Below are 21,355 nucleotides of genomic sequence, written 5' to 3'. Positions count from 1 at the left end.
TTTTATATGGTTTATTCATCTGAGATACTTTCCTGAAAAGAAGGTATCAGGGAAAGCTATATAAAAATCCAGACACCAAAGCACTTTAAAAAAATTATACAATGAAAAAAAAATCCATCTTTACCGCACTGATTGCCATGATGCTTCAGTCAGGTTCTCTGATCAACGCACAACAGCTTAGCCCTACAGGGATATGCTATGTGGAAGTGAATAACAACAATCTCCTGAATGCAGGAGCGTACAAACTGCAGACATCGAATAATTACCTGTTCAATGTTGTAAACATCTTTGCGGCCAATATTAATTATGATACCAGCCGTGGAAGAGCCTATCTGTATTCTAATAATAATGTTACCAAGGTTCTTACGAATGCAGATACCTACATAAAGCCCCTTCAGCAAAAGGGAATGAAAGTAGTGCTCACTATTTTGGGGAACCACCAGGGAGCAGGAATCTGTAATTTCCCTACCCGTGAAGCGGCAAAAGACTTTGCATTACAGCTTGCCAATACAGTGAATACCTATGGTCTTGATGGAATTGATTTTGATGATGAATATTCAGAATACGGAAACAACGGAACAGGTCAGCCTAATGACAGCTCTTTTGTAATGCTGGTTCAGGAGCTCAGAGCATTATTGCCGGGTAAGATTATTTCATTCTATTACTACGGCCCTGCTGCTTCAAGACTTTCCTGGAACGGAGCCAGAGTGGGAGACAATGTAAACTACAGCTGGAATGCGATGTACGGAACCTTCTCAGCTCCGAATGTACCTCCTCTTACCAAAGCACAGATCTCTCCTGCAGCCGTATGGATGGGAAATACTTCCAATTCTACCACCACCAGCCTGGCTACCCAGACCAAAAACGGAGGATATGGAGTATTCATGTGGTATGATCTGCATGGAACAAATGAAACTGCACAGCTTTCAGCGGGAACTCAGACATTGTACGGAGAACCTACTGTTTTAAGCGGTACTTTACAGTCATGGACACAAGGTACAAACTGTGACGCACCTATCGGATTATATACAAGCAATCTTACAGGAACGAGCGCGAAACTGAACTGGTCAGCTGTAGGAACCAATACCTATGATGTTGATTATAAACCAGCTTCTTCAACGACCTGGACGAATGCGGTAACAGCAACTAGCTCCACTTCTGTAACGATTTCCGGATTAACAGCCAATACTGATTACGACTGGAGAATCAGAACCAACTGCAGCGTGAAAAGCGCCTATATGTTTGCTCCAAGATTTACCAGTGCCTCAGGAACAACTCCTACAGGATCTTATGCCTTATCTCTGGATGGAAGCACAGAATCAGGAGCTGCCGGCAGTATGAATCTGAGCGGTACTGCATTATCTTTTGAGGGCTGGATCAAACCTTCGTCCTTCAAATCAGCTTCTCCATATATTTCTTCAATTATGGGAACCGAAGTAAGCGACAGCAATTCTGCATTCTTGAGATTAGGGGATGCCAGCCTGGCGAATAATAAACTTCAGTTTGTGATAAGTATTAATAATGTACAGCAAAAACTGGCTTCTGCAACAGCTTTGAATGCCAATACATGGTATCATGTAGCAGCTACTTATGATGGATCTAACATGAAAATTTACATCAACGGTGTTCTGGATGCGACTAAGGCTCAAACCGGAAGCGTGAATTCAACCGGAGCGTTCAACGTAGGATATTTATATAACACATCAAGGAATTTCAATGGTAAAATAGATGAAGTGAGAGTTTGGAAGCGTGCATTAAGCCAGGCGGAAATCAGTCAGAATATGTGTAATGTATCGGTTCCTGCTACATCATTGGCTGCCTATTGGAAATTTAACGAAGGAAGTGGTTCTACGGTTCAGGATACTTCAGGAAACGGAGTGACTTTAACCTTAACAGGTGTTGATGCTTCTAATTGGGTAACAGATCTGCCATGTGCAACAGGAAGTTCACTGTTGGCGAGAAATGCTTCGAGTCAAAAGGCAGTAAATGCAGACCAGACCGGCATTAAGAATCAAATCAAATTATATCCGAATCCCGTAAGCAAATCTTCATCACTGACAGGTTCTGTTCCGGAAGAATATAGTAAAGGAAAATTAACGGTTTATGATTATAACGGAAGAATTGTAGACACACAATCACTGAATTCCGGAGATCATCAATATGAATTGAGCAGAATTTCAGCAGGAAACTACATCGTTCAGTTTGAATCTCATGACGGAAGTTTAAAACAATCCGAAAAACTAATTGTAAAATAACAAAACCAGTCATTGGGCTTCGGCCCAGTGATTTTTTCTACTACAAAATTAATATACTATGAGAAAAAATTCCTTTTTTATTCCCTTAATGGCACTCATGCTTCAATCTGCTCCATTGCTCAAAGCACAGCAGCTTGATCCCTTGGGAGTCTGCTATGTGGAAGTGAACAACAATAATATGCTGAATGCAGGTTCCTATACTCTGCAGAATACCAACAGACAGCTTTTTGATGTTGCAATTATTTTTGCAGCCAATATCAATTATGATGTTTCCAAAAACAGAGCTTATATCTCAAACAATAACAACGTTACCAAAGTCCTGAATGATGTTAATACCTACGTAAAACCTTTACAGCAAAAAGGAATAAAAGTATTGCTGGATCTCTTGGGAAACCACCAGGGAGCCGGAATTTCTAATTTTCCTGACCGTGCAGCGGCAAAAGATTTCGCAATGCAGGTGGCTCATACTGTTTATACCTACGGACTGGACGGTGTAGACCTGGATGATGAATACGCAGGATACGGAAATAACGGAACAGGACAACCTAATAACAGTTCTTTTGTAATGCTTTTGCAGGAATTGAAAGCAGCAATGCCGGATAAACTGATAACGTTTTATTATTACGGCCCGGCTACCGCAAGGCAGAGTTATAACGGAGATTTAGCAGGAAACTATATCAATTATACATGGAACGCGATGTACAGTACCTACAATGCTCCGGTTGTTCCGCCTCTTGATAAATCCAAAATTTCTGCTGCGGCAACATGGATACAAAACTCGAATCCAAGTTCTACATCTGCAGCAACATTGGCAAACTTAGCCACCAGCACAAAGAATGACCAATACGGCGTTTTTATGTGGTATGATCTGGCCGGAACCAATGTAGCCAGCTATCTGAGCACAGGGTCTAATATACTTTACAATGAAAATACAATCTTAAGCGGCCAGCTATATTCATGGTCGCAGGGACAAACCTGTGATCCTCCATTGGGACTCGATGTTTCCAATGTAACAGGAACTTCAGCTCAACTGAACTGGACTTCCAATGCTTCCCAATCTTATAATATTGATTACAAGCCGGTCAACTCAACAGTATGGACGAATGTAGCCAGCAATTATTCAGGAAATAATATTGTTATTAATAACCTTACCCTGAATACGGATTATGATTGGAGAATCCAGTCCAGCTGCTCACCGACATTAACAAGTACTTATATTTTCGCACCAAGGTTTAACTCCGGAAGTGGCTGCACTACGCCATCAGGATTAACTTCCGGAAGTTTCCTTGGAAATACGGCTCAACTGTCATGGAATGCAGGAAATGCCACTTCATATACACTGCAATACAAAACAGCTTCAGCCACAACATGGTCTGAAATTCCGAATATTACCACCAACTCCTATTCATTACAAAATTTGGTCCCAAACACAAACTATGTATGGAAAGTACAGGCTTCATGCACGGGAGGAACTACAAGTACTTATTCTGGTGAAGGATTATTTAACAGCGGTTTTGCGCCGGTTACAAGTCCTGGAGCAAGATCACTTTCTTTCAACGGAAGCACACATTATCTTAACGCAGGACAATTTAACCTGAGCGGAAATGCTGTGACATTGGAAGGTTGGGTAAAAGTAAATGCTTTCAAAACAGCTTTCCCTTACATTTCATCAGTATTAGGAGTGGAAGTAGGAGATAATAATTCGGCTATGCTTCGTTTCGGAGATGGAAACCTGGCGAACAATAAGCTTCAATTCATTTTGAGCTTCGGTGCATCACAGGTGAAATTGAATACGAATACAGCATTCAATACCAATACATGGTACCATATAGCAGCCACTTACGATGGTGTAGCCATGAAAATTTATGTCAATGGTAATCTTGATGCAAGCTTTGCGGTGACAGGTAACTTTACGGCAAACGGAATCCTTTATCTGGGAAGAAACTATGACAATTCCCGTACACTCAACGGTTTCCTTGATGAATTCAGAGTTTGGAAACGAGCACTGACACCACAGGAAATATTAAGTAACAGCTGTAATATCCCTGCCAATTCTACAGGTCTTGAGGCCAATTGGAAAATGGATGAAGGAAGTGGAATGGGAGCCTTAGATGCTACGGCAAATACCCATTTTGCAACCCTGATCAATATGACAGATGCGAACTGGAGAACAGACGTTGCCTGTACTTCATCTCTTGCGGTAAAAGATATTGAATCTTCAAAAGAGAACAGTGCAGTGTATCCGAATCCTGTAAAAAGAGGAAATGACATTCACTTTGCTATTAGTGATAATTCGGCAACTGAAATAGCATTGTATGATGCTTCAGGAAAACTGTTCAAAAAACAGAATATTAATCAAAATAATAATGCAGTCAATACGCAGGATTTAATCAGTGGTACTTATATTTACAAAATTACATCCTCAAACAGTAAAGTAATATCAACGGGTAAAGTAATTGTAAAGTAAAATTCAGATAATGAATCAGTTATCAGAATTGAAAATATAAAGTCTGAAATACAACACACAGACAGGGGTAGCACTTCCTGTTTGTCTGTTTTTCAGTCAGAGGGAATTAAAAATTAAAAATAATGCAGAATATAGTAGGAATTGATATTGGAGGGTCGCACATCACGCTGGCTCAGGTAGATCCGGAAAAACGTGAAATCATTTCTTCCACTTATGTAAGAGAACATGTGAATGCTTTTGATAGCAAGGAAGTTATTTTTGGGGCATGGGTTTCAGCCATTCATAAGGTGGCTCATGATCTGGTAAAAGAAGATCTTCTGATCGGTATCGCAATGCCGGGACCTTTCGATTATGAAAACGGGATATCCCTTATGCAGCATGGAAAATTTATTGATATCTATCAGGTTAATATCAAAGAAGAGCTGGCAAAAAGGCTGGATATTTCTCAGGAGCAGATTCATTTTGTAAATGATGCGGCAGCTTTCATGGAAGGAGAAGTATTCGGAGGGTGTGCTCAGGGATTCAACAGGATTTTTGGAGTGACTCTCGGGACAGGATTGGGAACAACTTTCTATAATGGGGAATTTGCTACCGATGAAGACTTATGGGATTCTCCTTTTAAAGATTCTATCAGTGAAGATTATCTGGCAACACGCTGGTTCGTGAATCACTACAAAGAGCTTACCGGTGAGGAAATTTCAGGAACGAAAGATCTTCTGGATAAACCTGCGGAAATACAGAAAAGAATGTTTGATGAATATGCAGATTCTTTCTCTGAATTTATTGTGAAATATGTGAGCCATTACAAACCGGAAGTTTTAGTTATAGGAGGAAATATTGCCAAGGCTTATCCTCATTTTGAACAAAGATTTATTCAGAATTTAACAAAGAATAATATTAACTTGCAGGTTAAAATTTCGGCGATATTTGAAGATGCAGCCATTCTTGGAGCTGCCAGCTATGCCTTAAAAAAGCTTATATAAATTAACAAACGAAAAGATACAATGAAGTTTATATTTTCCACTTGCTTACTGTTATTACAGGCCTGGGCTTTAGGTCAGAATGTATCTCCCGTAGATTATGTAAATCCTTTGATGGGAACCCAGTCCAAACCCTCCTTGTCCAATGGAAATACCTATCCGGCAGTCGGACTCCCATGGGGAATGAATATCTGGACACCGCAGACCGGTAAAATGGGTGACGGATGGGCATATACCTACGATGCAGATAAAATAAAAGGATTTAAACAAACCCATCAGCCTTCTCCATGGATGAATGATTACGGTGCATTTGCCATCATGCCGGGAGTAGGAAAAGTAAAGTTTAAAGAAGACGAAAGAGCAAGCTGGTTCAGTCATAAAGCTGAGGTTACAACTCCTTATTTCTATAGTGTATACCTTGCGGACATCAATGTAACTACAGAATTTACACCTACAGAAAGAGCTTCCTATTTTAAATTTGATTTTCCCAAAACAGACAGCGCTTACATCGTTGTAGATGCTTTGAACAAAGGTTCTTACATCAAAATTTTACCTAAAGAAAGAAAAATTATTGGGTATACCACAAAATATTCTACCGGGAAATATGATAATTTTAAAAACTATTTCGTCGTTCAGTTTGATAAAGATTTTGAACTGACAAAAACCTGGAAAGATGATAAACTTGTCAATGACCAATTAGAAATTACCAGTGATCACACCGGAGCTGTAGTAGGTTTTAAGCTTAAAAATAAAGAAACGGTTTATGCAAAAGTAGCCTCTTCATTCATCAGTTTCGAACAGGCAGAACTGAACCTTAAAAGAGAAATCGGTACCAGAAACTTTGAGCAGGTAAAAACCGATGCGAAAAATATCTGGAACAAAACTCTAGGAAAAATAGACGTAAAAGGAGGAACAGATCAGCAGATGAGAACCTTTTACTCTTCTTTATACAGAACTTTATTCTTCCCGCAAAAGTTATATGAAATAGATGCTCAGAATAAAATAAAACACTGGAGCCCTTACAACGGTAAAATTGTGGACGGAAGAATGTTTGCAGGAACCGGTTTCTGGGATACTTTCCGTGCCCTGTATCCTTTCCTGAACCTTGTGTATCCAAGCATTAATGTAGAAATGCAGGAAGGATTGGTAAACGCTTACAAAGAAGGAGGGTTCTTACCGGAGTGGAGCAGTCCGGGATATTCTGATATTATGATTGGAAATAATTCTGCATCCGTAGTAGCAGATGCTTATATCAAAGGACTTCGCGGGTATGATGTTGAAGCGCTTTGGCAGGCTGTAAAACACGGAGCAGATAATGAAGGGCCTATAGAAGCAGTGGGCCGTGCGGGAGTAAAGTATTATAATGAACTGGGTTATGTTCCTTACGATGTAAAAATTAATGAAAATGCAGCCAGAACATTGGAGTACGCTTATGACGATTTTTCAATTTATCAGTTAGGGAAAGCATTAGGAAAGCCAGCTTCAGAAATTGATATTTATAAGAAAAGAGCTTATAATTACAAAAATATATTCGACAAGGAGACAGGTTTAATGCGTGGTAAAAATAAAGACGGTAATTTCCAGAAACCTTTCAATCCTTTCAAATGGGGAGATGCTTTTACAGAAGGGAACAGCTGGCATTACACTTGGTCTGTTTTCCAGGATATCGACGGTCTGGCAGAGCTGATGGGTGGGAAAAAGAAATTTGAAGCCAAGTTGGATGAAGTATTTTCATTACCTCCGGTTTTTGACGACAGCTATTATGGCGGTGTTATCCACGAAATCAGAGAAATGCAGATCATGAATATGGGGCAGTACGCCCACGGAAACCAGCCTATACAGCATATGATCTATCTGTACAATTATGCAGGAGCACCTTACAAAACCCAATATTGGGCAAGACAGGTGATGAATAAGTTATATCATGCTACACCGGACGGATATTGCGGAGATGAAGACAACGGACAGACTTCTGCGTGGTATATTTTCTCAGCCCTTGGATTTTACCCGGTAACGCCGGCAACAGATCAGTATGTGTTGGGAGCACCTTTATTTAAAGAAGCAACCATTCATCTTGAAAATGGTAAGAAAATTGAAATAAAAGCTCCGGAAAACAATGCGGAAAACTTATATGTAAAATCTTTGAATGTAAACCAACAGCCTTACTCCAAAAACTGGCTGAGTCATAAAGAACTGATGAAAGGAGCTGTTTTAGACTTTAAAATGGATAACAAACCTAATAAAGAAAGAGGTTCACAGGAAAAAGATTTCCCATATTCAATGTCAAAAGAAGAATCAAATAAATAATTTTAAATTAAAATATAGCTGTATGAGTACAGAAAAAAAAGAAATATTCGATAAAGTAGGAAGCATGCTGCAGACACAAGGCTTTAACATTGCGGCAAAAGATGATACAAGACCATGGGGAGGTTTCTTCGTCATTGATGAAACACAGGCGCAGGATTTTGCCAACCAGTATTTTGACGGGATTGATGTAGACAGCCTGAGAATAGGAGGAAAGTTAAGCCCGAAAATCCTTATCGTGGCTCCGGATGCAAGATTAAGCTGGCAATACCACCACAGAAGAGCAGAAATCTGGCAGGTAGTTGAAGGAACCGTAGGCATCAAAAGAAGCAATACTGATGAAGAGGGAGAATTGAAAGAATATGGTCCGAAAGATCAGGTGAAACTCCAGCAGGGTGAAAGACACAGATTAATCGGTCTTGCAGGCTGGGGAATTGTTGCTGAAATCTGGCAGCATACCGATGCATCCAATCCTTCAGACGAAGATGATATCGTAAGGGTTCAGGATGACTTTGGGAGATAATAAAAAAATCCGCTTCATTGAAGCGGATTTTTTTATTGGTTAGGAAGCCTGAAGCTGGAAGAGTGAAGTTTCTGGAGGTATCAGAAGTTTTTATTCTCCTTTGTTATTACTGATGAATTACCTGCTGATGGTAAAAATCAAACCTTATAGGTTTTGTTTATTCAGAGAACATTTATCCGTAATTTATTCCCAAATAAGAACTCTACCGGCTAACAGCACTTCCAGCATCATTCTTCCAGCTTCCCGCCTTAAAACGTCACATCCAGCCCCACATAGAAGTTCGCCTTCATAATAGGAGCGTATACCATTCCGCCGTCAAAATAACTCCCGAAAGGATTTTTAAAGTCAACAATCGCGTTTTTCTGATAATAAGAAGTAAGGTTTTCACCTCCCAGATAAGCTCTGATCTTTTTATTGAAATTTCTTGAAATCTGAGCATTCAAAACAGCATAAGATTCAGAATAGGCTGGCAGCTGAAACTCTGCGGGATTCGTTGAAGTATCAGGAAGTCTTTGTTTTCCCACCCAGTTTAAAGTAGTATCAAAGCTCCAGAATCCTCCATTATTGTTTTTATTGGTTGAATACGCTAAGTTTACAAATCCTCTGTGCTTCGCCATAAAAGGAACTTCTCTTCTTCCACCGATATAATCTGCCTGTACATCATAGTATTTATAAGCCAGTCTTACCTCAAGATTTTTTACAGGCATGAAGTCCCATTGGGTCTGGAATGAATTCGCAAAAGATTTACCATCCAGGTTATAGAATGTCGGCTGTTGAGGAGATTGATCCAGATCTACCAATACCTGATCCTGGAAATCCGTTCTGAAGAAGTCCGCAATAATGCTGGATTTCCTCCCGAACAGCTTAAACTCCTGTTGTAAACTTGCGCCGTAATTCCAGGCAATTTCAGGTTTTAAGCCGTAAATATTTCCTCCGCTGGGTAAAATATTGATCGCTCTGTTTGAGGCAAAATACTGCTGGCTTTCCGCAAATACATTTGCAGTTCTGAAACCTCGTCCTGCAGAAAGTCTTAAAATTGTCTGAGGCGTGAAGTCATATTTGAAATTAAGTCTTGGTGTAAACTGAGTCCCTGCCAGGTTATGAAAATCTACTCTGGAACCAGCTACTAAAGTGTATTTTAAACCTGTTAAAGTATATTCAGCAAAAATTCCCGGCACAATTTCATTTCTTCTCATATCATCCAGTAAATACGTTTCTTTATAGCCGTCATATAAGAAACTTGCACCTGCCTTATACTTATGGTTGGTATTTCCGATGATGCTTTCAAAAATTAAATTGGAATAGTACGTATGCTGCTGTCCTGCATAATTTCTCAATCCGAAGAAACTGTCCTGTTGGTGATAAACGTACTGGTTCATCCAGCCGATACTTTGATAAGGTTTTCCTTTAAAAACATAACCCGTCTTATTCCAGACCTGGAACCTTGAAATATCGATTCCTACCCCATAAAAAGGCTGTTTGTCCTGACCCAGTTTTTTATCAAAACCAATTTCTCCTGCCGTTCTTTCATCTCTGATAAAATTAATTCCGAAGTGAGATCCGAATCCTGACTTTTCAAGATCGTTATAATTCAGCAAATAGGCTGCGTTGATCTGCGTTCCTTTCGGTCTGTCCAGAAAGCTGTCATGATTCATATCCGTATTCCCAAAAGTTCCGTTTCCGTGAAGAAGGAAGGTCTGTGACCATTTATCGTTGATGGGAGAAACGTTGGTGATATTCACTTCGGCTCTTCCATTGAAGTCGGAAAAAAGATTCAGTGATGTTTCCGGCGTCTTTGCATTCTTCAAAAGTTCAGTATTGATCTGCCCTGTAATACTTTCATATCCGTTTGTTACAGTACTTCCTCCTTTAGTAAGTTGGATACTTTCAATCCATCTTCCCGGGATAAAATTTAAGCCATAAGCAGAAGCCAGTCCTCTGATTTCAGGCAGCTGTTCTTTCGTTAAGCTGGTATATTTCTGATCCAGACCAAGCATTTTCAGCTGTTTTGTTCCGGTAACAGCATTGCTGAAAGAAACGTCCACTGTTGCATTGGTTTCGAAACTCTCTGACAGATTACAGCAGGCTGCCTTTAACAGCTCTTTTTTATCAATATTAAAAACAAGCCCGGCGTCTTTCTTACTTAAAGCTGTTGCCGCTTTAGAACCGGTTACGACAACTCCATCAATACTTTTTTCATGCTGGGAATGATCTTCTTTAGCTGATGAGGTTTCATGGCTTTTATGTTCTTCATGCTTTGTTTCTTCTTCGTAATGTGCTTTTGGATTAGCTTCCCCAAAAGTAAAATCCCTGTCATACAGGCAGCATCCCGGAAGGCTATTGTAAACAGCATCTGAGGCTTTGTACCTTTCATTGTCGTGACCAGCATCAGCAATAGCTTTTAAAATCTTATCTGATGAGGTTTTTGACTCGTCAAAGTTTAAAGCAACTGTTTGTTTCTCTGCACTCCATTCTGCAGTATTCGCGCCCGCATCTTTTGCTGCTTTTTCAATTCTGGCTTTACAGGAAGCACAGTTTCCTCTTACGTAGAATTCATTTTCTTTTTTAGTGGAAATATTAGCTCCTGCATGGTGTGCATGCGGAGTTTCTGCCTGGGAAGGTTGTAAGTCACAATCGTAATGACAGCATCCCGGAAGGCTTTCATAGGTCGTATCAGGCGCTTTGAATTTCTCATTATCATGGCCGGCTTCAGCCACCTTTTTCAAAATATCGTCGGCAGATGTCTTGTCTGTTTCTAACGTTAAGGTTTGAAGATCAACAGAGTAAACTGCTGTTTTAGCGCCTGCTTTTTTAGCAGCACTTTCAATTCTTGTTTTGCACATTTCGCAGTTCCCTTTTACTTTGAACTGGTTTTTAGAAAGTGTCTGAGCAGATATCAATTGTGTAAACAGGAATAATGCACCAAGTATCAACCTGGAAATAGGTAATTTCATTTTGTTTAAAAGTTTAAATTAATTAAAAAACAGTTCACTATAAGACATAATGAACCCTCTGAGATTTTAATTAACCTATCTTGGGCGGCTGCCAGATCTCCTTTAAACGGTCTGAAAGATAAGGATCTGAATATTGAAACTGAGCATTCTTATTCGCTTTGTAATAAGACAGTTCCAGACGCAGATTTTTTGAGAAAGGGGTTTCAATAAAAGTATAGCAGGCAACACATGATGAACAGCAGTCATCATTACATGATTTTTTGTTGTCATGCTGGCTGTCTTTTTTTGAAGAATGATTTTTACAGCAGTCTGTTTTTTGGGAAGATTCTGCTTTACAGCATGTTTCCTGCATAGATTGTGCATAGAAGTTATCCTTGGGAATCAAAAAGACTCCCAGACAAAACACTATTGCAAGTATGTGAAACAGCTTCATCTCTGCAAAAATAAGAAATTTATGGCAAAGGATCACCAACTTTCAGAGAACAGCTGTGCCAGGGTTCACCATGAGCAGGATTTAACTTTGGTTTTTCTCCCATCGCGAGATTCTGTGCAGCAGGCGCTGGCGCTGGGACTGGAGTTGTCTGTACTGCATTTTGAACGGGTTGAGAAGCCGGAGCAGGCTTGCTGTTTAAAGGTTGTCCTACAGGAATATCACATCGGTGTCCAGGTTGCCCGTGAGGCGGATTCATTCCTGGAGCAGTTTTTACCTGTTTTCCGTTATTATCCAGGGTGATTTTTCCTGGCGATACAGCATTAGGATCTATCTGGACAATATTGTTTCCCGTTGTATTTATATTTTGTGAAGCAGGAGTGGTTGTTGCAGGAGCACTATTTAATGGCTGTCCTACGGGGATATCGCATCGGTGTCCCGGCTGTCCGTGTGGAGGATTCATTCCTGGAGCGGTAGCCATAGGAGCCGGGGTTGGATTAGACTGAATGCCTGCCTGATCCATCAGCGCTGTTTTTGAGGTGGTATTAAAGGCTACGTTCGGTTGTCCGGCGTTAGCTTCTTCTTTTAAATAGGTAGCTCTTTCATCCTTTTTACAGGATGCAGCTAATAGTGATACGGCGATCAAACCAATAAATGTATTCTTCATATCCATGGGTATGAAACAAAATTAGCAAAACATTTTCAATTGTTTTGCTAATTTTATACTTATAATTTGTTTTTTGGATTAATTTTTTACCAAAAGTCTAAATCCTTCTCCATGAACGTTGATGATTTCCAATCCTTCATCATCTTTTAACAGTTTACGAAGTTTTGCAATATAAACGTCCATACTTCTTGCGGTAAAGTAATTTTCTTTTTTCCAGATCTTTCTTAAAGCAAGATCTCTGGGCATGAAATCATTTCTGTGAATGCAAAGAAGCTTCAATAATTCATTTTCCTTAGGAGAAAGCTTGTATTCTTTATCACCTACTTTCAGCTGTCTCAGCATAGAGTCGAAGAAAATGTTGCTGATCTTGAACTGCTCCTGCTCTTCATTTTCCAACGTGGAGCTTCTCTGAAGAATTGCTTTGATTTTGTATAAAAGAAGCTCAGTGTCAAAAGGCTTTGTAATATAATCATCAGCGCCTAACTGGTATCCCTTTAAGATATCTTCTCTCATATTTCTTGCGGTAAGGAATATGATGGGTGTATTTTTATCAATCTTTTTTACATCTTCCGCTAATGAAAATCCGTCTTTTTTAGGCATCATTACGTCAAATATGCAGATATCGAATTCATTTTCTGTAAATTCTTTAAGTCCCTGCTCCCCGTCAGTGGCAAGAGTCACTTCAAAATTATTGATGGTCAAATAATCTTTAAGCACCGCCCCGAAACTCTGATCGTCCTCTACTAATAATATTCTGTTGCTCATAATTTTAATAATTAATAATTAACAATTAAGAATGAACTTTCTCACTCTATCTTCTATATTTTGATATTTGGTTTAACTTTTTATAATTGATGAATGATCATTGATAATTGATGTGAAGAAGGTTTTTATCATTTATCGTTCATCATTTAATTTTCTAGCTCATCGGCAGCTTTATCGTAAACGTACTTCCTTTTCCTTTATGAGAGTCCACGATAATCTGTCCTTTGTGCAGTTCCACAATTTTTTTAACGTAGGAAAGTCCTAATCCCTGTCCTTTTACGTTATGTATGTTTCCGGTTTCTTCCCTGAAGAATTTCTCGAAAATTTTGGTTTTATTCTGGGTATCCATTCCCATTCCCTTATCAGAAATTTCAATCACATACCAGTGTCCTTCATTTCTTGTTTTTACATGTATTTCCGGCGCCTCAGGAGAATATTTATTGGCATTGTCCAATAAGTTGACCAGCATGTTTGAGATATGGAATTCGTCTATTTTAAAATTATAATGAGTGGCATTGAATTCCTGAGTAAGAGTTCCGTTTCTTTGCTGTACAATCAGATTGAAAGACTCTGTAGTTTTTTTGATAAGCTCTCTTACATTGGTTTCTTTTAAGAACAGCTCTACTTCATTTCTTTCAAGCTTAGACATATTAAGCACGTTCTCCACCTGCTTTTTCATCCTCAGATTCTCCTGCTTGATCAGTTCGGAATAGTATTTTACCTTATCCGGATTGGTGGCAATTTTGTCATTAGCCAATGAATCCGTTGCGACAGAAATGGTTGCCAATGGTGTTTTAAACTCATGGGACATATTGTTGATGAAGTCTGTTTTTACTTCAGCAAGCTTCTTCTGTCTCATCATATAATTGATGGAAATAATATAAATTCCAAGAATGGTAAGAAGAGAGAGGAATGTTCCCAACAGCATTGGCCAATTGTTCATCGCCAGGGAATATTCTTTTTTAGGGAATACCAATGCAAGGCTGTATAAGGTATTTTTCTTATCTGCAAACAGAGGAAAGCTGTAAGTGTTACTGTCTTTTTTCTCTTTGTAGGCTTTGTTCGCAATACTTGTAAGTTTGTTGTTGCGGTCAAGAACTCCATATCCGAATTTGGCAGTAATTCCTCTTATTTTAAGTTCCTTCGCAATGACAGAATCAAGTGTTTTTGAATCTACTCTTTTGGTAATCGGAAGATTGTTTCCATATACTTTTACAAATTCTTTCATGGAATAGTCGCCGGTTTCAATTTCCTGGTTAATATCCGTGGTAAGAAGTTCGCGATTGGTAGTATCTCTTTTTATTTTATAGGCTGCTTCGTCTGTATATAAGGTTGTCAGCTTAATAGAATCTCCTTTCTGAGAAATCGGAAGCTGTGTTTTTTCAATAATATTCTTGGAATAGATGATCTGTCTCTGGGTGCCGGAGTCTTCCACCTGCTGAATCGTAGTTAAGGATGGCTGCTTGCTGTTGGCAATAATATTTTTTCTGAAATCTTTGTAATCCTGATTCAGGTACTTGTCAGCTTCAATCTCTTCAATACTTTTTGAAGTACTTTCCAAAACTGCATATACTTTATTTGAAAAATCCTGTTCCAGTACGCCATAATAGCCTTTCAACCAATAAAATTGGAGCGTTACAAAGACAATCAGTGAGATTGTCATAAACACCGAAATTATTGGGATGAATTTGTTATTCATTATTTAATTATATATGTTTTGGAAAAATGAATGTTAAAATTAATTGTTTTAAGACTACGTAAACAAAAAACGAGCCAAAAAATTGTTTTTTTTTTCTTAAAAGAGTGTTTTTTAACAATTATTTATGAATTATCCTTTACTTGTCATATGGAAAGTCCTTTCAATAAATAAAGTCCTAACTTTATTAAAAATTAATATGTATGGAATCTAATATCATTTTCAACAAAGATTTTGATGCGCTCAGTACTTATGTCATGAAAATTTATAAGGCTGATGTTTCAACAGTATGGAACCATTTTACCAAGGCAGAGTTATTGGATCAGTGGTGGGGGCCCAAACCCTGGAGATGTGAGACAATAAGCCAGGACTTCAGAGAAGGTGGGATCTGGTTTTATGCCATGGTAGGGCCCAACGGGGAAAAAGGATATTCCCGTTCTGAATACGGAGAAATTACAGAACACAGGAGCCTTGACTGGATGAGTGCTTTCTGTGATGAGGAAGGAAATGTCAATGAGGATTTTCCAAAATCAAAATGGCTGATCGGTTTTACAGGAGTGGAAGAGGGAACCAAAGTAACCATTAATATTCATTACCAGTCTCAGGAAGTGATGAAAAAGATGCTGGATATGGGCTTTGAGCAGGGATTTACCATGGGATTGAATCAACTGGAAGAGTTGATCGGTTAATACAAACAGCTTCATACCAAGGAATTTTATATTGTAGAAGCAGGATGTTCATAGGAACATCCTGCTTTATTATTCCTGAATTACAATTTTTCTATACTGATGAAAGTGCCGTCTGTAGGAACAATTTTATAAACATCAGCTACAGTAAGAATGGAAACTCCTCCTGAAACCTGAACTTTCAGCTGGTCACCTTTGTCAAAGATGGAAAGAAACTCCATGGTTCCCACTCTGTTTGCGCCGGCGGTAATTAAGATTGCTTCATTTAAAGCAACGTCATTTCTTGCAAGCACATTCCCGTTTTTTAATGCCCTGAAAGAAATGGTCGGCGGGCTGACATGTATTCCTGAAGTTTTTACTTTTAAACTGATCAAAACCTTATAGAATCCGGATTCTTTGAAAGTAAAGTTATTGAAATTGCTATTGACGATACCCTGAGGATTAATGATGCCCAGTTTATCCGTATCCTGGATATTGTTATAAAACCCGAAAGGGACATCTTTTTCTCCACACCCGATAAGTATACAGGCTACAGATGGGAAGTCGCTTTCTGCCATTACAGGATTCATACTGGCGCGGGTTGTTCTTCCTCCGCTTTCATAAAAAGTGGGCTTCCACTTTTCGCCGTCATAAACCACAACTCTTTTGATGTCCTTTCTGTATAGGATCATTCCCTGCATGCTTGGGTCGTCATTGAAATGGTCAGGTTGGCTGGCGTTGTAAAGTGGCAGTTCGGTTTCATCATTTACTGTTGGAATTATCATTCCTTTAGATTTTGCAGCATTGTCTTCTTTATTGACTACGCTGAACATAGCATTGGCGCTTGGGCTGGCATCACTACCTACAGCAACTTGGGAAAAGGACATTGATGATGCTGCTAAAAGTGTAAGGATACATATTTTCTTTGTCATATCAGTTCAGTTTTTCAATATAGATATAAGTGTCTTTATCATTCATTTTAAAATTTACTCCGGTTCCAAGGTTCAAACCGGTGTCAGCCTGAATTCCTCCCCTTAGACGGATCTGGTCGCCGGCATGAAGATATTTGATGGTGGAAAAACTGTTCACAGAGTTGGCACTGCCTGCTGTAACCACTAATCCGTACAGCAGAAAACTGTTTTCATGAATTTTTTGCCACCCGTCTCCTGCAGCATTTACATACAGGGCCTGAAGAGATACAATTGTAGCGGCGTTTCCAACTGAAAGGCCACCGGCACTGCTTGTCTTTACGGAAGGATTAATTCGGTAAAACCCATCAGAAGGAATAGTGATTTCGCCATTGGCATTTACAGTAACACCCAGATTATTGACGTTGTTTCTGTCAATATCATCTAAAATATTGAACTGCAGGGTGGGGCGTCCGGTAATGCCCAGTACGTTGGCAACAGTCAGATCAGCTGCATTTGACCCCAGGATGCTTAGGTTTTTATAATTTTTAATACTTCTTTCTGTAGCTGCCACCCATCGGTAGCCGTCATATTTTACAACATCTTTTATTTCTTTGTTATAAAACACCAATCCGTTATCACCTGGATTGTTTTCATACAAATCCGGATGAGAGGCATTGTAATTGGGTAATTCGGTGTGGTTTTCAACAACAGGAAGGATGATTCCTTTTGTCTTACTTTCCACCTGTAACATAGCTCTTGCATGTATTTTTTCAGGATTGTCACCCATTTTCACCTGAGCATGTCCCAGACTTCCCAGTGTTGTCAGAATAGATATATTGAGGATAATTGCTTTTTTGGTCATCTTAATCACTTACTTTGGTAAACATTATTTCTCTTGGATAGAACGAGGCGATATTGGTATTGGTTGCGGCAGTTAAGGTAACAACTACAGATACTGTTGCAAGAGGAGAGTGGATTCTGGACACAATATAATCTCCCGGATTTAAGCGGATCCGGGTTGTTGTAAATGCTGCTGTATTCGTATCTCCGCCAATTCCCAGGATTCCATAATAATCAGGGGAAAACGTGGTCAGTTTAACTTCATTAAAGCTGCCGTCAGATTGTTTAAGATAAGCTCTTAACTGATACTGTGGGCCGCTGGTCAGGGAAACTGCGCCTCCGGTTTTGGATGGTACATTTAGGTAAATGTCATAAACACCTGCCTGATTAATAACGAATTTTGCATTGTCAAAACTCTTGTCCGTGTAAAGTCCACCGCCCGGAACAACGGCTGTTTCTCTTGTTATGCCAAGATTGTTATAAGATTTTTGCCCGTCAACAGGTGCGCTGAACCCGAGGCCGACATGTCTTCCGCACCCGAGAAGAACACAAACGACACTGGTTTCTTCATCAGGATTAGACAGGAACCTGGACTGCTTCATCTTAAAGTCTGCAGCAGTAGGTTCATTGTTCCATTTTGCCCCGTCATAAGAATAAAAAGTGGCGTGTGTTTTTTCAAACATCATCATCCCTGTCATTTCTGCATCAGAAACAGCTGGTGCATAGAGTGGAAGATTGTCTGGGGAAGATACTTCAGGAAGCATCATGCCGAAATTTTTGTCTCCATATTTTCCGTCTACCTGTAATATAGCTTTGTTGTGAATTTCAACAGCGGGATTCTTCGAAACTCCTACTTGTGAAAAAGCTAAATTAACAATGGCCAACATCAATGAGGTGTTAATTTTTTTCATGGTTTGATTTCTATTTAAATTTTTATCTGTTTTTTCAGAAGAATTTTTTCGAAATACATCGTTTTTCAATTATTTGGTTTGTGTAGTTTTTATTCAAATTTTATCCTTCCCGGCTCATCATGCGAACCGTGCTTATCACTTGTTTTGTCGTTTTTTTCAGACTTATACATCTGAAGAAATGACCATAATATTCTGAGGGAAATTGGCCGCAGAAAAGGGCCAAAAGAACGTGGTCTTAGTGTCACTAAAATACAACTCTAATGTGGTACCATCCAATCAAAATGCGAAATATTATGTGCAGGACATTTTAATTATAAGAAAGAATTTTGGTAAAGGTTTGGGAATGAATTGTTTTAAAATTTAAATGATGGTTTAATTTTTCTGTTAAATTTTAAATTGCAATATTGATTTTGTTTAAAAAAAATAGAGACAGATTCTTGGTCCGCCTCTATTTCGTTAATAAGTATTGTTATTTGGATGGGTTTTGATAATTATTGTATGAAAATTTTATCAAAACTCTAAATTGATTCATTTTTCTGCTTAAATCAATTCTTCTTCCTGAAAATACTGAATAATTGCCTTTTTCATCAGCAAGGTCTGCTCATTTGGCTTTAATTCCGGAAGTTCTTCCAGTTTATCAAACTGCGGCCATCCGTCTTCATAGTGTGTGAATTTATAATATCCAAAGGGCTCCAGCAGCCTGCACACAGCAATGTGAATCAGGTTTACTTTGTCGTCTTTTGTATATTTCTGCTGGCCGCTTCCCAGCTCCTGTAACCCTATCAGAAATAAAAGGGTTTCAATGGGCGGGTTCTTCTCAGTCTGAAAGTTATCTTCGAAGAACTGTTCTATTTTTTTCCAATATTCGGACTCGTTAATCATAGTTTTATCAATTACCATTTATTTTTAAAAGAAATGCATATTCCAACGCGTCTTCTTTCAGGGATTCAAATCTTCCGCTGGCTCCTCCATGTCCGGAGCTCATATCTGTTTTAAAAATTAAAATATTATCAACTGTTTTTAGCTCTCTCAGTTTTGCGGTCCATTTTGCCGGTTCCCAATACTGCACCTGTGAATCATGGAACCCTGTAGTGATCAGCATGTGTGGATAATCTTTAGCTTCTACGTTGTCATAGGGAGAGTAGTCTTTCATATAGTGATAATATTCCTCATCATTAGGGTTTCCCCATTCATCATATTCTCCGGTTGTCAAGGGAATAGTATCATCCAGCATGGTGGTGACAACATCTACAAAAGGAACCTGTGCTACAATTCCGTTGAATAACTGAGGCTCATAATTTACCACAGCACCTACCAGCAGTCCGCCGGCACTTCCTCCCATTGCATACATGTGTTTTGATGAAGTATAATTTTCCTTGATCAGGTATTTTCCTGCATCAATAAAATCGAAGAAGGTATTTTTCTTGAACAGCATTTTTCCGTCTTCATACCATTCCCTTCCCAGATATTCTCCACCGCGGATATGAGCAATAGCATAAATAAATCCCCGATCAAGAATCGATAATCTTACATTTGAGAAGCTTGCGTCCACGGTATGTCCATAACTTCCGTATCCATACAGAAGAAGAGGAGTGTCAGCTGATTTTTTGGTGTCTTTATGATACACTAAAGAAATAGGAATTTTTGTCTTACCATCCCTTGAATCTGCCCATATTCTTTCCGAAACATAGTTTTCAGGAACAAATTTTCCGCCCAGGACTTCCTGCTGCTTCAGCAGTTTTGTAGTCTTATCCTTCATGTTATACTCATAAGTGGAGCTTGGCTGGGTAAGAGAAGTATAGCCGTAACGTAAAATTTCTGTATCGAATTCCAGATTGACACCGATATAAGCCGTGTATGTAGGATCAGAAAAAGGCAGATAATGAGATTCCTGTGTGGTCTCATCAATGATTTTGATCTGAAGCAATCCTTTCTCTCTTTCTTCAAGAACCAGATAATCTTTAAAGATTTCAAAACCTTCCAACAAAACTTCTGCACGGTGTGGAATAACATCAACCCAGTTTTCCATACCGCAATTATCAATCTTTGTTTTTACAATCTTGAAATTGAAGGCGTCATCAGCATTGGTAATGATATAAAATTCATCCTCATAATGCTCTACTGAATATTCAAGGTCGTCTATTCTAGGCTGGATTATGGTCCATTCTGCAAACACATCGTCAGAAGGAATAAAGCGGTGCTCATCAGAAATAGTGCTTGAGCTCGCAATAAAAATATATTGTAAGGATTTTGTCTTAAATACATTCACATCAAACGTTTCATCTTCTTCGTGGAAGATCAGAACATCATCCGCTGAATCTGTTCCCAACTGATGTCTATATACCTGGAATGCACGAAGATTTTTATCTTTTCTGATATAAAAGACATGCTGGTTGTCATTGGCCCAGACGGCTTTTCCTGTAGTATTCGGAATTGTATCAGGAAGAATTTCTCCGGTTTTTAAGTTTTTGAAATTCAGCGTGTAAATTCTTCTTCCTACATTATCTGATGAAAAAGAAGCCAGTTCGTTATTGGGACTCACAGCTACACTTCCTACCTCAAAGAAGCTTTCGCCTTCCGCAAGAATATTAACGTCAAGCACAATTTCTTCTTCATTGTCAAGGCTTTTATGCTTCCTGCAGAAAATAGGATATTCCTTGCCTTCTTCATAACGCACAATATACCAGTATTCATTAAAGAAATAAGGCAGAGATTCGTCATCCTTTTTATAGCGTGCCTTCATTTCTTCGAAAAGCTCTTCCTGAAGAACTTCGGTATCTTTCATGATAAATTCTGCGTAAGCATTTTCTTCTTCAATATATTGGATGACTTCCGGGTTTTCCCTTTCATTCAGCCAGAAGTAATTATCGATTCTTTTATCACCGTGGGTTTCTAATATTTTTTCTATTTTTTTTGCCTGTGGAACTTTCATCCGGATATTTTGGTTTTTTATGGAGCAATATCTGTCTTCACTTTTCTTCTGAAAG

At 38.9% G+C, this 21,355-nt stretch carries 16 protein-coding genes; 6 read left to right on the top strand and 10 right to left on the bottom strand.

Going from position 1 to position 21,355, the window contains the following annotated elements; translation table 11 throughout:
- Nucleotides 1-101: 101 nt before the first annotated feature.
- The 5 genes from ACE3RB_RS06330 (at nt 102) to ACE3RB_RS06310 (ending at nt 8,529) form a co-directional block, all read left to right on the top strand.
- Nucleotides 102-2,255 (top strand): endo-beta-N-acetylglucosaminidase H, encoded by a 2,154-nt coding sequence (locus ACE3RB_RS06330; protein WP_374463458.1) that lies wholly within the window; start codon nt 102-104, stop codon nt 2,253-2,255.
- A gap of 58 nt (nt 2,256-2,313) precedes the next feature.
- A complete protein-coding gene (locus ACE3RB_RS06325) occupies nt 2,314-4,722 on the top strand; it encodes an endo-beta-N-acetylglucosaminidase H (RefSeq protein ID WP_374463457.1) in 2,409 nt (802 codons plus the stop codon).
- A 122-nt stretch (nt 4,723-4,844) separates the two neighbouring features.
- Entirely contained in the window at nt 4,845-5,705 is an 861-nt protein-coding gene (locus ACE3RB_RS06320; protein ID WP_374463456.1) for an ROK family protein, read from the top strand.
- A gap of 21 nt (nt 5,706-5,726) precedes the next feature.
- Nucleotides 5,727-8,009: a GH92 family glycosyl hydrolase gene (locus tag ACE3RB_RS06315; protein ID WP_374463455.1), complete on the top strand. Its 2,283-nt coding sequence runs from the start codon at nt 5,727-5,729 to the stop codon at nt 8,007-8,009.
- 22 nt (nt 8,010-8,031) lie between these two features.
- Nucleotides 8,032-8,529, top strand: a complete 498-nt coding sequence (locus ACE3RB_RS06310; RefSeq protein WP_374463454.1) for a phosphoheptose isomerase — start codon at nt 8,032-8,034, stop codon at nt 8,527-8,529.
- A gap of 248 nt (nt 8,530-8,777) precedes the next feature.
- Here the strand turns inward: ACE3RB_RS06310 and ACE3RB_RS06305 are convergent, their stop codons facing one another.
- From ACE3RB_RS06305 to ACE3RB_RS06285, 5 genes are all read right to left on the bottom strand, one after another.
- Entirely contained in the window at nt 8,778-11,483 is a 2,706-nt protein-coding gene (locus ACE3RB_RS06305) for a TonB-dependent receptor domain-containing protein (RefSeq protein ID WP_374463453.1), read from the bottom strand.
- A 70-nt stretch (nt 11,484-11,553) separates the two neighbouring features.
- A complete protein-coding gene (locus tag ACE3RB_RS06300; RefSeq protein ID WP_374463452.1) occupies nt 11,554-11,916 on the bottom strand; it encodes a hypothetical protein in 363 nt (120 codons plus the stop codon).
- Between the two features lie 19 nt (nt 11,917-11,935).
- The gene (locus ACE3RB_RS06295; RefSeq protein WP_374463451.1) at nt 11,936-12,580 is read right to left on the bottom strand and encodes a hypothetical protein; all 645 of its coding nucleotides are present in this window, start codon (nt 12,578-12,580) and stop codon (nt 11,936-11,938) included.
- Between the two features lie 78 nt (nt 12,581-12,658).
- The gene (locus ACE3RB_RS06290) at nt 12,659-13,345 is read right to left on the bottom strand and encodes a response regulator transcription factor (protein WP_002982671.1); all 687 of its coding nucleotides are present in this window, start codon (nt 13,343-13,345) and stop codon (nt 12,659-12,661) included.
- 154 nt (nt 13,346-13,499) lie between these two features.
- Nucleotides 13,500-15,044, bottom strand: coding sequence for a sensor histidine kinase KdpD (locus ACE3RB_RS06285; protein ID WP_131437199.1), 1,545 nt, complete (start codon nt 15,042-15,044; stop codon nt 13,500-13,502).
- 200 nt (nt 15,045-15,244) lie between these two features.
- Here ACE3RB_RS06285 and ACE3RB_RS06280 point away from each other — a divergent pair, with 200 nt between their 5' ends.
- Entirely contained in the window at nt 15,245-15,730 is a 486-nt protein-coding gene (locus tag ACE3RB_RS06280; RefSeq protein WP_374463450.1) for an SRPBCC domain-containing protein, read from the top strand.
- 80 nt (nt 15,731-15,810) lie between these two features.
- Here the strand turns inward: ACE3RB_RS06280 and ACE3RB_RS06275 are convergent, their stop codons facing one another.
- From ACE3RB_RS06275 to ACE3RB_RS06255, 5 genes are all read right to left on the bottom strand, one after another.
- The gene (locus tag ACE3RB_RS06275; protein WP_374463449.1) at nt 15,811-16,638 is read right to left on the bottom strand and encodes a hypothetical protein; all 828 of its coding nucleotides are present in this window, start codon (nt 16,636-16,638) and stop codon (nt 15,811-15,813) included.
- Nucleotide 16,639: 1 nt separating this feature from the next.
- On the bottom strand, nt 16,640-17,479 hold the full coding sequence (locus ACE3RB_RS06270; RefSeq protein ID WP_374463448.1) for a hypothetical protein: 840 nt from the start codon (nt 17,477-17,479) through the stop codon (nt 16,640-16,642).
- A 1-nt stretch (nt 17,480) separates the two neighbouring features.
- Nucleotides 17,481-18,368 (bottom strand): hypothetical protein, encoded by an 888-nt coding sequence (locus ACE3RB_RS06265; protein ID WP_374463447.1) that lies wholly within the window; start codon nt 18,366-18,368, stop codon nt 17,481-17,483.
- Between the two features lie 540 nt (nt 18,369-18,908).
- On the bottom strand, nt 18,909-19,250 hold the full coding sequence (locus ACE3RB_RS06260) for a hypothetical protein (protein ID WP_374463446.1): 342 nt from the start codon (nt 19,248-19,250) through the stop codon (nt 18,909-18,911).
- Between the two features lie 7 nt (nt 19,251-19,257).
- Nucleotides 19,258-21,300, bottom strand: a complete 2,043-nt coding sequence (locus ACE3RB_RS06255) for a S9 family peptidase (protein ID WP_374463445.1) — start codon at nt 21,298-21,300, stop codon at nt 19,258-19,260.
- Between the last annotated feature and the right edge of the window lie 55 nt (nt 21,301-21,355).

It is taken from the genome of Chryseobacterium sp., from assembly GCF_041914225.1.
Taxonomy (GTDB): domain Bacteria; phylum Bacteroidota; class Bacteroidia; order Flavobacteriales; family Weeksellaceae; genus Chryseobacterium.
This window is presented reverse-complemented; position numbering and strand designations above follow the sequence as displayed.

What these genes read in the sequence shown, in the direction of transcription:
- ACE3RB_RS06285 (WP_131437199.1), bottom strand. Translation starts at nt 15,044, where the DNA reads ATGAATAACAAATTCATCCCAATAATTTCGGTGTTTATGACAATCTCA.
- ACE3RB_RS06265 (WP_374463447.1), bottom strand. Translation starts at nt 18,368, where the DNA reads ATGAAAAAAATTAACACCTCATTGATGTTGGCCATTGTTAATTTAGCT.
- ACE3RB_RS06320 (WP_374463456.1), top strand. Translation starts at nt 4,845, where the DNA reads ATGCAGAATATAGTAGGAATTGATATTGGAGGGTCGCACATCACGCTG.
- ACE3RB_RS06280 (WP_374463450.1), top strand. Translation starts at nt 15,245, where the DNA reads ATGGAATCTAATATCATTTTCAACAAAGATTTTGATGCGCTCAGTACT.
- ACE3RB_RS06300 (WP_374463452.1), bottom strand. Translation starts at nt 11,916, where the DNA reads ATGAAGCTGTTTCACATACTTGCAATAGTGTTTTGTCTGGGAGTCTTT.
- ACE3RB_RS06260 (WP_374463446.1), bottom strand. Translation starts at nt 19,250, where the DNA reads ATGATTAACGAGTCCGAATATTGGAAAAAAATAGAACAGTTCTTCGAA.
- ACE3RB_RS06270 (WP_374463448.1), bottom strand. Translation starts at nt 17,479, where the DNA reads ATGACCAAAAAAGCAATTATCCTCAATATATCTATTCTGACAACACTG.
- ACE3RB_RS06275 (WP_374463449.1), bottom strand. Translation starts at nt 16,638, where the DNA reads ATGACAAAGAAAATATGTATCCTTACACTTTTAGCAGCATCATCAATG.
- ACE3RB_RS06330 (WP_374463458.1), top strand. Translation starts at nt 102, where the DNA reads ATGAAAAAAAAATCCATCTTTACCGCACTGATTGCCATGATGCTTCAG.
- ACE3RB_RS06290 (WP_002982671.1), bottom strand. Translation starts at nt 13,345, where the DNA reads ATGAGCAACAGAATATTATTAGTAGAGGACGATCAGAGTTTCGGGGCG.
- ACE3RB_RS06310 (WP_374463454.1), top strand. Translation starts at nt 8,032, where the DNA reads ATGAGTACAGAAAAAAAAGAAATATTCGATAAAGTAGGAAGCATGCTG.
- ACE3RB_RS06315 (WP_374463455.1), top strand. Translation starts at nt 5,727, where the DNA reads ATGAAGTTTATATTTTCCACTTGCTTACTGTTATTACAGGCCTGGGCT.
- ACE3RB_RS06325 (WP_374463457.1), top strand. Translation starts at nt 2,314, where the DNA reads ATGAGAAAAAATTCCTTTTTTATTCCCTTAATGGCACTCATGCTTCAA.
- ACE3RB_RS06255 (WP_374463445.1), bottom strand. Translation starts at nt 21,300, where the DNA reads ATGAAAGTTCCACAGGCAAAAAAAATAGAAAAAATATTAGAAACCCAC.
- ACE3RB_RS06295 (WP_374463451.1), bottom strand. Translation starts at nt 12,580, where the DNA reads ATGAAGAATACATTTATTGGTTTGATCGCCGTATCACTATTAGCTGCA.
- ACE3RB_RS06305 (WP_374463453.1), bottom strand. Translation starts at nt 11,483, where the DNA reads ATGAAATTACCTATTTCCAGGTTGATACTTGGTGCATTATTCCTGTTT.